At 44.3% G+C, this 12737-nt stretch carries 8 protein-coding genes and 1 tRNA gene; 2 read left to right on the top strand and 7 right to left on the bottom strand.

The window, feature by feature from the left end; all coding sequences use genetic code 11:
• Window positions 1-386, top strand: a 386-nt coding sequence (locus RDN93_RS20070; RefSeq protein ID WP_308747130.1) for a fibronectin type III-like domain-contianing protein, incomplete at its 5' end; no start/stop codon positions are given.
• 139 nt (window positions 387-525) lie between these two features.
• Here RDN93_RS20070 and RDN93_RS20065 read toward each other — a convergent pair.
• The 3 genes from RDN93_RS20065 to RDN93_RS20055 all read right to left on the bottom strand — a co-directional run bounded on the left by RDN93_RS20065 (window position 526) and on the right by RDN93_RS20055 (window position 4961).
• A complete protein-coding gene (locus tag RDN93_RS20065) occupies window positions 526-1731 on the bottom strand; it encodes an ATP-binding protein (RefSeq protein ID WP_308747129.1) in 1206 nt (401 codons plus the stop codon).
• A 365-nt stretch (window positions 1732-2096) separates the two neighbouring features.
• Window positions 2097-3107: a 2-oxoacid:ferredoxin oxidoreductase subunit beta gene (locus RDN93_RS20060; RefSeq protein ID WP_308747128.1), complete on the bottom strand. Its 1011-nt coding sequence runs from the start codon at window positions 3105-3107 to the stop codon at window positions 2097-2099.
• 3 nt (window positions 3108-3110) lie between these two features.
• On the bottom strand, window positions 3111-4961 hold the full coding sequence (locus tag RDN93_RS20055; protein WP_308747127.1) for a 2-oxoacid:acceptor oxidoreductase subunit alpha: 1851 nt from the start codon (window positions 4959-4961) through the stop codon (window positions 3111-3113).
• Window positions 4962-5164: 203 nt separating this feature from the next.
• Between RDN93_RS20055 and RDN93_RS20050 the strand changes: the two genes are divergently transcribed.
• A tRNA-Arg gene (locus tag RDN93_RS20050) sits at window positions 5165-5236 on the top strand.
• Window positions 5237-5413: 177 nt separating this feature from the next.
• On the opposite strand, the gene secDF is transcribed toward RDN93_RS20050, so the two are convergent.
• The 4 genes from secDF to RDN93_RS20030 all read right to left on the bottom strand — a co-directional run bounded on the left by secDF (window position 5414) and on the right by RDN93_RS20030 (window position 12705).
• Entirely contained in the window at window positions 5414-8428 is a 3015-nt protein-coding gene (gene secDF / locus RDN93_RS20045) for a protein translocase subunit SecDF (RefSeq protein WP_308747126.1), read from the bottom strand.
• Between the two features lie 165 nt (window positions 8429-8593).
• Entirely contained in the window at window positions 8594-10678 is a 2085-nt protein-coding gene (locus RDN93_RS20040; RefSeq protein ID WP_308747131.1) for a M3 family metallopeptidase, read from the bottom strand.
• A 31-nt stretch (window positions 10679-10709) separates the two neighbouring features.
• Complete coding sequence (locus tag RDN93_RS20035; protein WP_308747125.1) at window positions 10710-11795, bottom strand: endonuclease/exonuclease/phosphatase family protein; 1086 nt, start codon at window positions 11793-11795, stop codon at window positions 10710-10712.
• A 4-nt stretch (window positions 11796-11799) separates the two neighbouring features.
• A complete protein-coding gene (locus tag RDN93_RS20030) occupies window positions 11800-12705 on the bottom strand; it encodes a rhomboid family intramembrane serine protease (RefSeq protein ID WP_308747124.1) in 906 nt (301 codons plus the stop codon).
• Between the last annotated feature and the right edge of the window lie 32 nt (window positions 12706-12737).

Here is a 12737-nt window from a genome sequence, read left to right as displayed (position 1 = left end):
AAGAACCTTTCTATCCGTTTGGCTACGGTTTGTCCTATACTACTTTCGCTTATAGCAATATGGCTGCGGAGAAAACGGGTGAATATCAGGTTACCGTTAGCTTTGATATCGAGAATACAGGGAAGATGGATGCCTCGGAAGTGGCACAAGTGTATGTACATGATGTACAATCCTCTGTCCCCCGTCCTCAGAAAGAACTGAAAGGATATGAAAAGGTATTCTTGAAGAAAGGGGAGAAGAAACGGGTTTCTGTAGTGCTGAATGAGGATGCATTCGCTTATTACGATATGAATCAGCACCGCTTTGTAGTGGAAAAAGGCGAGTTTGAGATTCTTGCCGGCCCGGCTTCCAATCGTTTGCCTCTGAAAGTTACGGTTGGATGGTAGTATGCAATTTCTGCATAAATGGCATAATAATGAGTTATAGATGACTTGACTTAAATGTAAATGCAGCGCACCAAAGGCAATTTGATTTCCCATGGAATCCCGATGGTGTGCTGCATTTATTTTTCGTAAATCGTATGGTTTACTCCATTAAGAACTGGCGTATAGGACAATGGCGTATGCCCTCATAGCTATTTCCGCTGAATGTATCTTCTGTTATCACTATTTTGGGATAGTTATCCTGTATCTTTAGCAGGTTTCCAAATTCTCTTTCTGCTGTCTTGTCGCTATCTATTTTTAAAGCGACCTGTATATATAGTTTTTCTCCATTCTTTTCTCCGATAAAATCTATTTCCTTATCTCCGTAATAGCCAACCTTAATATCGTAACCTTTGTATAAAAGGTGGTTATACACTAGATTTTCCAATATTTTAGCTTTGTCTGTAATGCGATATCCGATGACAATGTTCCGGATTCCCATATTTTCGAAATAATATTTCTCTCCTATCTCAAATACGCGTTTCCCAATTAAATCATACCGCTCTACTCGGTGGATCAGGAAAGCATTGTTTAAATATTCCGTATAGCTTTGTATTTGGTTTACTGATATGGTGGTATGTTGTGATTTTAAATAATCACTGATATTTTTTGCCGAGAAGAGATTGCCTATGTTTTCGGATAAAAATTGAATCAGTTTCTCAAGGAACAAAGTATTGCGCAGTTTGTATCTACTGACAACATCACGAAATACAATCGTGGAATATACACTCTTCAAATATTCATTGACCGTTTCATCTTCGAGAGGGAGATTTAATAAATAGGGAAGTCCGCCATAACGGCTATATAATTCGTAACTCGTTTCACTTTCAGTTAATCCGTGGAATTCAAGAAACTCAGAATAGGAGAGACTATATATTTTGAATTCGATATATCTGCCACTTAAATAAGTGGCGAGTTCTCCTGAAAACATCTTGGCGTTACTGCCTGTAATGTATATATCATTATCTTCATTGAGCAGGAGCGAACGGATGACTTTTTCAAACCCGGGAATATCTTGTATTTCATCGATAAAGATATAATTCTTAGCTTTTTCTTTGCTATGAGAAATGATGTACGAGTGTAAATCTTCTGCTGTTTGTAGGGAACTGAATGCAAAATCTTCAAGATTGATATAGATAATATTCGCATCCGGTTCTTCTGCTAAAATTTCTTCAATAAGTTGGTAAAGGAGAAAACTTTTGCCTACACGGCGTTGCCCTGTTAACACCTTGGCTACTGATTTTTGCATAAAAGGTTTTATTCGGTCAATATAACCTTTTCTTTTTTTGAGGATTCGAGGGAAGTTCATGGGCCTGAAAGTTTTAATTATACTTTAAACTCTTGCGAATATACGGAAAAGTTTTAATTATACTTCAAACTTTCGTGGATTTAATGAAATGTTTTAATCATACTTCAAACTTACTTTTACTATTTAGTAGTAGAATAGACCAAGACAAGTATTACACTCAGTGAAATGATGTAGGAGACTTGAGTAAGTTCAGTATATGGTTCTGTTTACTTCGGTACGCTAATGAATTATTAATTGATGTTTCCTGCTTTTACAATTGAACATGATTAGTAAAGCTATTTCGTAATTAGTTTCAAAGTATAAAAAAGATGGAGAAAGGGAACTGAGCCTCTTTCTCCATCTTTTATTTTATTGTAGACAGTGAATTACTTCACTTCCCAAGTCTCATTAGTCATCAACAGCTCCTGGAAATTGTGATATTTCTTTTTGCCTTTGATTTCTTCTATTTGTTCTGTAACTGCATCATTGTACGTCGGAGCGTCCACATCACGGATTACACCCAGTGCAATCGGGAAGTCGGGACCTTCCATCAAAGCCAGTTTCAGTTGAAGCGTATTGTCCTGGCAGTGTGCGTCGTGGATAAGGATATCCTTTTCTGTGATACCGTTCTCGCCAAGTTTCACTACTTTCAGCCCGAAGCCTTCCTGCATCAATCCGAATTCTTTGTTTTCGCCGAACAACATCGGTTTGCCATGTTCCAGATAGATAGCATTCTTGGCACGTCCTTCTTTGGTGGCAACGCTGGCGTGAGTTCCGTCGTTGAAGATAACGCAGTTTTGCAGGACTTCTACAACGGAAGCGCCTTTATGGTTGGCTGCTGCTTTCAATACTTCTACCGAAGCGGCACCATCTACTGCGATACAGCGTGCAAAGAAGCGTCCGCGGGCGCCGAATGCCAGTTCAGCGGGACGGAAGGGGTCTTCCACAGTTCCGTAAGGAGAAGATTTGGTTACAAGTCCGCGTTCCGAAGTCGGTGAATATTGTCCTTTTGTCAGACCGTAGATACGGTTGTTCAACAGAATCATATTCAGGTCGATATTACGGCGTAATGCATGGATGAAGTGGTTACCACCGATTGCCAGGCCATCACCGTCACCGGAAATCTGCCAGATGGTCAGATTGGGATTAGCTACTTTGGCGCCTGTCGCAATAGCAGCAGCACGTCCGTGGATGGTGTGAAAACCATATGTATTTACATAATAAGGCAGACGGGAAGAACAACCGATACCCGAAATTACGGCAATATCGTGCGGAGCTGTTCCCAGTTCGGCCATGGCTTTGTGCAGTGAATTCAGGAAAGCGTGGTCACCGCATCCCGGACACCAGCGAGGCTGACCTGATTTATAATCTTGTACGGTATATACTTTATCGCTCATCTTTTATTCCTCCAATAATTTAGTGAATGCATCTATCAATTCTCTCGTGACGAAAGGCTGTCCTTTCACCTGGTTGAACTGGCTGATGTTCAGTCCGGGCACTTTCATGCGCAAGTAACCTGCGAATTGTCCCAGATTCTGTTCAGCTACCACGATTTTCTTATATTTACGCAGCACATTGGCAGTGTTCTTCGGCAGCGGGTTGATGTACTGGAAGTGAGCGAAAGCCACTTTCTTTCCATGTTCGCGCATATAGTCCATAGCCAGGCGGAGATGTCCGTAAGTACCGCCCCAGCCTACAATCAGCAAGTCTGCGTCTTCATCACCCAATACTTCGAGTTCGGGGATATAGTCCGCAATCTTGTCCACTTTGGCTTGGCGAAGGTGAACCATTTTGTTGTGGTTTTCGGGTTCGGTAGAGATAGCGCCTGTATCGTTGCTCTTTTCAAGACCGCCGATACGATGCATGAAACCTTCTGTTCCCGGAGTAGCCCAATAGCGTACGCCTGTTTCTTCGTTGCGTTGGTACGGAGTCCAGTTGCCTGCCATGTCCGGAGTTACATACGGCGGGTTGATGGCCGGATATTCGTTCAGGTTAGGAAGTTTCCATGCGGCAGAACCGTTGGCTACGAAAGCATCGGTCAGCAATACAACCGGAGTCATGTGTTCCAGGGCAATTTTACATGCCATATAGGCAGCGTCGAAACAGTTGGTCGGTGATGTTGCGGCAATGACAGGCATCGGGCTTTCACCGTTACGTCCGTAAAGGGCCTGCAACAAGTCTGTCTGTTCCGATTTAGTGGGAAGACCTGTGGACGGACCGCCACGCTGTACGTTGACAATCACTAATGGAAGTTCGCCGATAACAGCAAGGTTCATAGCCTCACTCTTCAGGCAAACACCGGGGCCGGAAGTCGTAGTCACTGCCAAAGCACCGGCAAAAGCGGCACCGACGGCAGATGCACAACCTGCGATTTCGTCTTCACACTGTACGGTTTTTACACCCAGTGATTTATGCTTGGCTAACTCGTGCAGAATATCGGTAGCCGGAGTGATAGGGTAAGAACCCAGGTAGAGTTCCAATCCTGCTTTCTCGGCAGCGGCAATCAATCCGTAGGCAGTTGCCTTATTACCATTAATATCTGTATAAAGCCCTTTTGATTTCGGAGCTTTGCTTTCAATCTTATAAGTAGAGACAGATGCGTGCGTGTTGGCTCCGTAGTTGAAACCGTCATTCAATACCTTGATATTGGCTTCTGCTATTTCGGGTTTCTTGGCGAATTTCTCGCGCAGCATTTTTTCGGCTGCCGACAGGTTACGGTTGAACAACCAGCAAACCAGTCCGAGTGCAAACATATTCTTGCAACGGAGAACTGATTTATTGTCCAGTCCTGAGTCTTTCAGGCTTTCTTTGCACATGGAAGAGATGGGAACCTCTAGCACTTCCTGTTTCACGCCTAATTCTTCAAAAGGATTGTCGGTCTTGAATTGTGCCTTTTCCAAATCTCTGGCTTCAAATGAGTCGGAGTCGGTGATGATAAGTCCTTGCGGTTTACAGAATTTGATTTGTGTTTTCAATGCGGAAGGGTTCATTGCTACCAATACGTGGCAACGGTCTCCGGGAGTGTAAACTTGTCCGGCACCGATGTGAACCTGGAAACCGGAAACACCGGTCAGCGAACCTTGCGGGGCGCGGATGTCTGCCGGGTAGTCGGGAAATGTACAGATGTCATTTCCTACCGTAGCCGACACGTTCGAGAAGATGTTGCCGGCCAGCTGCATACCGTCGCCGGAGTCGCCGGAGAAACGTACTACTACTTCCTCCAATTCTTTAACCATCATTTCGTCTGCCATAACTTTAATTACTATATTTAATTTAAAAACTGATTTTACTTTCAATTTGTGAGCGCAAAGGTCGGAAAGTTAATCGAATTATCAAAATAAATCGAACTTTATTGTCCTATTGACGCTAAATATTTGAGATATTTGAAAGGAACCTGTATTTTTATTCTTGTTAAATCGACAGAAACCGTTATCTTTGCAAGCAAATTTGAAGCGGCCTTGTAGTTCAACGGATAGAATAGAAGTTTCCTAAACTTTAGATAGGGGTTCGATTCCCCTCGGGGCTACTACAAAGAAGAATCTATGGGAAGTTGTGTTGTAGGCTTTCATACTGTATCAAGTTTTAAGTTTTACAATGGCTTCTTTTAAGATTAACGTCTTATAGCTTCTATTTGTTTTAATAATCAATAGAAAAAAGCCTCCTCCGGATATTCGGAAGAGGCTTTTTTTATTTCTGGGCTTTATCATTCTTCCGTAGCAGGTACTACGACTTTTTTGTTCTTCATCATGTTGTATGCAATCGGAGATGCAATGAACAGTGAAGACAATGTACCGATAACAACACCGAGAATCATTGCGAATGCGAAGCTGCGGATTGAATCACCACCGAGGATGAAGATACACAGCAACACGATCAATGTACTCAATGATGTATTAATGGTACGGGCCAGTGTGGTGTTCAGAGAGTCGTTGAACAATACGCGTTTGTCACGTTTCGGGTACAAGCCGAAGAACTCGCGCACACGGTCGAAGATTACCACCTTGTCATTAATAGAGTAACCGATAGCTGTCAGGATAGCACCGATGAATGTCTGGTCAATTTCCAGAGAGAACGGCAGGATACCCCAGAACAGTGAGTAAGCACCGATAATCATAATGGTGTCACAACTCAAAGCTACGATAGAACCGATACTGTATGCGATATTGCGGAAACGGATTAAGATGTATAAGCCGATTGCAATCAATGCCAATACTACAGAGTAGATAGCACCTGTCTTGATATCGTCTGCGATACTCGGACCTACTTTCTGCGAACTTACGATACTACCACCTGTGTGATTGTCGCGGTCAATGAAAGTTTCCAATGTAATGTTCTGAGTCAATACCGGTTTCAAAGTCTCGTACAGATATGCTTCGATTTCCGAGTCTACATTGTTGCCTTCATCTTCGATGCGGTAGTTTGTACTGATACGTACTGTTTTCTTGTCTGTACCGATAGCGATGACACTTACGTTGGCGTCGCCGAACTTGCTGGAAATCAGTTCGCGTACTTGTTCCGGTTCAACCGGGTTTTCGAACTGTACCTTGAAGTTACGTCCACCGGTGAAGTCGATGCTCTGGCTTAAACCGCGGATAGCGAACGAACCGATACAAACGATGATGATGGCACCTACGATAATCATGGATTTCTTGTTGGTTCCCATGAAGTCGAAATGTGTATTGGTCATCAGGTTCTTTGAAATCTTGGTAGTAAATGTCAGGTTCAACCACTTGTCTTTATTCATGAAGTGTTCGTAAACGATACGAGTCATGAACACGGCAGTAAAGAAGGACACGAGGATACCGATAATCAGAGTTGTAGCAAAACCACGAATCGGACCGGTACCGAAGTTGAACAGGATGATACCTGTGATGATAGACGTCAAGTTAGAGTCGAAGATAGCCGAGAATGCATTGGAATAACCGTCGGCAAGTGCTTTCTTCACTCCCTTGCCTGCACGAAGCTCTTCTTTGGTACGTTCATAGATAAGTACGTTTGCATCCACTGCCATACCCAGTGACAACACCATACCGGCAATACCGGACATTGTCAGTGCGGCCTGGAAGGACGAAAGAATACCCAGCGTGAAGAAGAAGTTGAGGATTAATGCGCAGTTGGCAACCATACCCGGGATGAATCCGTACATGGAGCACATATAGATCATCAACAGAATCAGTGCTACAACGAATGAGAAAATACCTGCGTTGATAGATTCCTGACCCAGTGACGGACCAACGATATCTTCCTGCACGATATGGGCCGGAGCCGGCATCTTACCTGATTTCAATACGTTTGCCAAGTCTTTGGTCTGTTCCGGAGTGAAGTTTCCGGAGATTTCAGAGCGTCCGCCGGTAATTTCTGTATTTACATTCGGTGCGGAATATACATAATTATCCAATACGATAGCAATAGCGCGGCCGATGTTCTGTTTGGTCAACTGTGCCCAACGACGTGCACCGTCATTGTTCATAGCCATGGTAACTACCGGTTTGCTGTATTGGTTGAATTCGTCTTTTGCATCTGTGACAACATCACCTTCCAACGGAGCTTTGCCGTTGCGTTCTGTCACTTTGATGGCATACAGTTCGAATGTCTGTTTTTTCTTGTCAAAGTCAGCGGCAGATACACCCCATTTCAGACTAAGGTCTTTAGGCAGTTCAGCTTTGACTTCCGGCATAGCCAGGTATTTGTTGATGTCGGCAGTGTCTTTGTAGTTGGCATAACCTACAACAGGACCCTGTCCGCTGGAGTTCAACTGGAGAATAGAGAGCAAAGGGTATTGCTTTTTGATTTCTTCCAGGTTTGTGGCAGACTTGTCTTCGGCAGTTGCGTCACCTTTCAGTGCGGCAGCAAGGCTGTCGGCAGCACTTACCGTTTTTGTCTCAGCCGGAGTAGCTTCTGTGAGCACTGCAGCTTCGATGGTATCTGCATCAGCAGTTGTTGTTTCAGCCAATACTGCACGCAATTTAGCGTCTGCAGATTGTATGGCAGGAAGAACTTCTTTAGCTGTATAAGTTTCCCAGAATTCCAGGTTGGCAGAACCTTGGAGAAGTTTTCTCACACGTTCCGGCTCTTTGATACCCGGAAGTTCCACCATGATGCGTCCCATTTTGTCTTCCAGGCTCTGGATGTTCGGCTGAACAACACCAAAACGGTCGATACGGGTACGGAGTACGTTGAATGAGTTCTCAACAGCCGCTTTCACTTCTGTTCTCAGTACTTTTTCAACTTCGGCATCTGATGATTTCTGGTTGATTTTGTCTTTCAACTGTTGTGTTGCGAAGAGTTCGGAAAGTTTTGCGTCCGGAGCAATTTTGTGGTATTCTCTTACAAACAGGGTGATGATATCATCCTGACTGTTGACAGCCTGTTTTGCTGCTGTTGCCAATGCGTTGTTGAAAGCTTCATCCGGTTTGTTGTCAGCCAGCGCTTTGATAACATCCGGTACGGAAACTTCAAGGATAACGTTCATACCACCTTTTAGGTCCAAGCCTAAACTAATCTCCATCTCACGACATTGTTTCAGTGTCCAGTTCCACAGCATTACTTTCTCGTTGGAGAGAGAGTCGAGGTAGTCCTGTTCTACTTTCGGGTCGCCGTTCGCAATTTCTTTCGCCTTGTTGGTATAGTGGCGTGTTACGAAGGAGAAGGAGAGGTAGAACACGCATACCAGCGTGAGTAATACCGCAAAAACCTTTACAAATCCTTTGTTTTGCATTTTACTTTTAATTTATGATGATTACTTTTTTAATTTAATTTTCAGTTAAATTCTGTCGTACACAAGTTCTTTTTGCCGTATACAAGGCTGCAAATATAGTTTTTTTTTCACATTTATATGTAAGAAGCCCTCAAATATTTGATGTTTAAGGGCTTTTTTGCCGAATTATTTCATCCCTCTGTTTTTCAGTAGCGGTTCCAGGCTCGGTTCTGCTCCACGGAAATTCTTGTAAAGTACCATCGGGTCTTCGCTGTCTCCCTTCTCCAATACGTTGTAGCGGAACAGGCCGGCGGTATTCTTATCAAAAATTCCATGTTCTTTAAAGGCTTCGAAAGCGTCGTTGTCCAATACATTCGCCCATAGGTAACTATAGTATCCGGCAGCGTATCCGCCAATGATATGATTGAAGTAAGTGACACGATAGCGGGGTGCTATTTCGGGGATAAGACCGAGCTTGTCCATGGCTTCTTTCTCGAAAGAAAGCATATCCATATTCTTTACATCTGTCACGGTGTGCAGGTCCATGTCGAGGATGGCGGCGGCCAGCAGTTCCGTAGTCATGAATCCTTGGTTGAAGGTCTTTTGTTCCAGTATCTTTTCGATGATTTCATCAGGGATAACTTCTCCTGTCTGATAGTGTTTGGCATACATTTTCAGTACTTCCGGTTCGGTAGCCCAATGCTCGTTGATTTGGGAAGGAAGTTCTACAAAGTCGCGCACTACGTTTGTACCGGATGTTCCCTTGTATTCACATTTTGTCAGCAGACCGTGCAGACCGTGGCCGAATTCGTGGAACAATGTCTCTACTTCGTCCATTGTCAGTAAAGAAGGAGTGTCGCCTACCGGTTTGGTAAAGCTGCAAACGTTGCATACTAACGGACGGGTTGCTCCCTGTTGCTCACGGTAGTTGCTCATCCATGCGCCACCGCTTTTTCCGGTGCGCGGGAAATAGTCTACATAGAAGATCCCGAGTTGTGATCCGTCTGCGTCTTTCACTTCAAAGACTTCTACGTCAGGATGATAGGTCGGGATACCTTCGAGCTTGGTCAAGGTGATGCCGTATAGCTTGTTGGCTACGGCAAATGCGCCTTCGCGTACATTTTCCAGTTTGAAGTAGGGTTTTGTATCTTCTTCGGACAGGTTGTATTTCTCTTTCCGCAGTTTCTCGGTGTAATACCACCAGTCCCATGCTTCCAGTTTTTCGCCTTTGCCTTCTTTGTCCATCAACTTCTGAAGTTCAGCAGCTTCCGCTTTCGCTTTCGGCAGTGCATAACTCCAGAGATTGTTCAGAAGTTCCATAACGTTGATAGCGTTCTTCGCCATTGTTTCGTCCAGAACGAAGTTGGCGTAGCAGTCGAAACCTAACAGGTTTGCTTTTTCCAGGCGGAGAGAAACGATTTTGCGGATATTCTCTTTGTTATCGTTTTCATTGTTGTTGTTACCCCGGTTGATGTAGGCTTTGTACATTTGTTCGCGGAGCGGACGGTTTTCTGAATATTGCAGGAAAGGCAGGCGGCTGGCATTGTGCAGGGTAAACAGCCATTTGCCCGGTTGTCCGGCTGCTTTTGCTTCTTCGGCTGCGCTTTGGCGGAACCATTCGGGCAGTCCGGCCAAATCTTCCTCTTTATCAACGAAAAGTTGGAAAGCGTTATTCTCGTTCAGCACATTGTTGCTGAAAGTGATGCCGAGTGTGGAAAGCTCCTTGTTGATTTCACGGAGACGGGCTTGCTTCTCTGCGCTGAGGTTGGCTCCCGAACGGACAAATCTCTTGTAGGTTTTGTCCAGCAGACGTGCCTGTTCCGTTGTCAGGTTCAATGAGTCTTTCTGCAAGTACACATCGTTCACACGCTTGAAAAGTTTCTCATTCAGGGAGATATTGTCTTCGTGTTCCGAAAGAACCGGAGCCATTTTCATGGAAAGTTCAGTGAGGGCGTCGGTTGTCTCCGCATCTGTCATATTGAAGAAGATAGCGCTTACACGGTCAAGGATGGGTGCGCTGTTATCCAGGGCTACAATCGTATTCTCGAAAGTCGGGACTTCCGGGCTTTCGATGATAGCTTCTATGTTTTGCTTCTGCTCCTCGATACCTTTCAGGAAGGCAGGTTCGTAGTGTTCCAGTTTAATCTTGTCGAAAGGCGGGACACCATACTCGGTTTGAAACTCTGTAAAGAAAGGATTGCTTTCTGTTTTCGTAGCACAGGAGTACATCATACAACTTACTGCTAAAATGGTTAGTGTTTTTTTTATCATCATAAGTGTTTTATATTAGAGTTTACAGTTTTTATCGTTTGCTGATATAGCACCAGATAGGATAGTGGTCTGAAGCCTTGATAGACCGGTCTACGGTGCAGTTATAGGCTTTCAGGTCAGGGCTTATCAGGATATTGTCGATTCGGAAATAGAACATATTCTGGTTATAGGAAATTCCCAGTCCCTTGCCGGAGTGAGTAAATGCGTCGTCCAGTTTTTGGGTAAGGATACGGTGCGTGTACGAGATGGACCCGTCGTTGAAGTCACCGCACGCAATAATGGTCGGATATTTGCTTTCCGCTATATATTTGGCTACGGAGTCCGCTTGTGACGCACGGATGGCCGATGCTTCCGCGAGTTTCCTTACCAGTTGCCGGAGACCGGTTTTCACTTTTTTCGCATTCGGGTCTTTTATCATGTCTTCGTAGATTCCTCTGTCTTCCTTGGTGAGCTTGTTGGATTCCAGATGGTTGTTTATCAATGTAATCGTATCGTTGTTTACATTCAGTACATATCTCATGGAACCGTTATAAGTGCTTTCGTACTTGATGGGGCGTGCCGAAAGTATGGGAAATTTGGAGAAGCAGGCAAGTTGCACCTCACCTTTGCCCTGTTGGAGGATGGACTGGTAAGGATATGCTTTCAATGCCTTTTTCACATCCTGCTCTGTCAGAAACTTCTTATTGGTGGATGTATTATATTCCTGCAGGCAGATTATATCGGCTTTACTGTCTGCCAGATAGGACAAAATCGGGTTTTTCCCGTTTTTCTTCTCCAGATTACTGAAGCTCATAACATTGTAGGATAGTAGCTTGATACTTCCTTCCGGTATCGTTTTTGTAGTGGAATTGAAAGGAATATAAGTCCGTATTTGCGGAAGGCAAACGAGGAAACCGATAATGGGTAATAACGTATAGCGGTAGTTGACGAATGCCCAGAATGCCAGAAACAGTAGGTTGACAGTCAGAAATATCGGGAACGCAAGTCCGAGGCTGGAAGCAAGCGGGTTTACTTTAGGACTGAGGTAGGGGCTATATGCACTGAGTATCAACGTTCCCACAAAGAAAGCGTTGATAGCCAGTATCAGAAATGCGACAATTTTGCCAATATGCTCCATTCTTTTATCTTTTGCTTGCGTCGAACAAGCTTTTCTTTTCTTCTGTTGTCAGGCTGTCGTAACCGGATTTCTTCAACTTCTCCAGGATACGGTCAACTTCGTCCGACTGTGCTTTCTTGTGGGCATTGTAATCGTAATCCTTCTCACGACTGGTAGCACCGCCACCGTAGTGCACTTTCATTTTCGGTTTACGTTTCCATGTCTTCTTTTGGAACAGGGATACGAAGCCATCCAGAATCCGGTTAATCCAGGAAGTTAAATCGGCTCCTTTGCTCAGGCTTGCGGCAAACCAAAGTCCGGCAAGGGCACCGCCTAAGTGGGCGATATGTCCGCCGGCGTTGCTTGAAGTGATGGATAGTACATCGATGCCGATAACGACTAACGCCAAGTATTTGAGACGGATAGCGCCGAACAGAAAGAGCTGTACCCGGTAGTTTGGTTCACGGTAGGCCGTAGCTGCTACGATAGCCAATACGGATGCCGATGCCCCGACTAATGTGGAACCCGCCACTTGCGAACTGAATAAAGGAAATACATTATAGGCAATCATATACAGCAAACCGCCGCAGATACCGCCCAGTACGTACAGCCCTCTCAGATGCTTTGCCGAGAAAAAGTAGAGAAACAGGCTTCCGAACCAGTACAGCCAAAGCATATTGAACAGGATATGCAGGATACCGGCATGCATGAACATATAGGTGAACAGCGACCATGGCTGGTGAATAAAAACTATAAAAGAAGCCGGCAGGGCAAATATGCCGAATATATCAGGGGTATTAAATGCAAATAATTGCAGGAAAACATTAACCAACGTCCCGATAACAAAAATACCGACGTTGATATAAATCAGTTGGATGAAAATATTTCCTCTTCTGAATGTCTCTTTCAAATCAGCTATAATATGTCCCATTGTTATTGCTTTTTTTTCTCCAATACAAAATC

It is taken from the genome of uncultured Bacteroides sp. (assembly GCF_902491285.1).
Classification (GTDB): Bacteria; Bacteroidota; Bacteroidia; order Bacteroidales; family Bacteroidaceae; genus Bacteroides.
Note: the sequence above shows the minus strand (reverse complement) of the source record. Positions and strands in the feature narration are given on the sequence as shown.

What these genes read in the sequence shown, in the direction of transcription:
- secDF (WP_308747126.1), bottom strand. Translation starts at nt 8,428, where the DNA reads ATGCAAAACAAAGGATTTGTAAAGGTTTTTGCGGTATTACTCACGCTG.
- RDN93_RS20035 (WP_308747125.1), bottom strand. Translation starts at nt 11,795, where the DNA reads ATGGAGCATATTGGCAAAATTGTCGCATTTCTGATACTGGCTATCAAC.
- RDN93_RS20065 (WP_308747129.1), bottom strand. Translation starts at nt 1,731, where the DNA reads ATGAACTTCCCTCGAATCCTCAAAAAAAGAAAAGGTTATATTGACCGA.
- RDN93_RS20060 (WP_308747128.1), bottom strand. Translation starts at nt 3,107, where the DNA reads ATGAGCGATAAAGTATATACCGTACAAGATTATAAATCAGGTCAGCCT.
- RDN93_RS20030 (WP_308747124.1), bottom strand. Translation starts at nt 12,705, where the DNA reads ATGGGACATATTATAGCTGATTTGAAAGAGACATTCAGAAGAGGAAAT.
- RDN93_RS20055 (WP_308747127.1), bottom strand. Translation starts at nt 4,961, where the DNA reads ATGGCAGACGAAATGATGGTTAAAGAATTGGAGGAAGTAGTAGTACGT.
- RDN93_RS20040 (WP_308747131.1), bottom strand. Translation starts at nt 10,678, where the DNA reads ATGATAAAAAAAACACTAACCATTTTAGCAGTAAGTTGTATGATGTAC.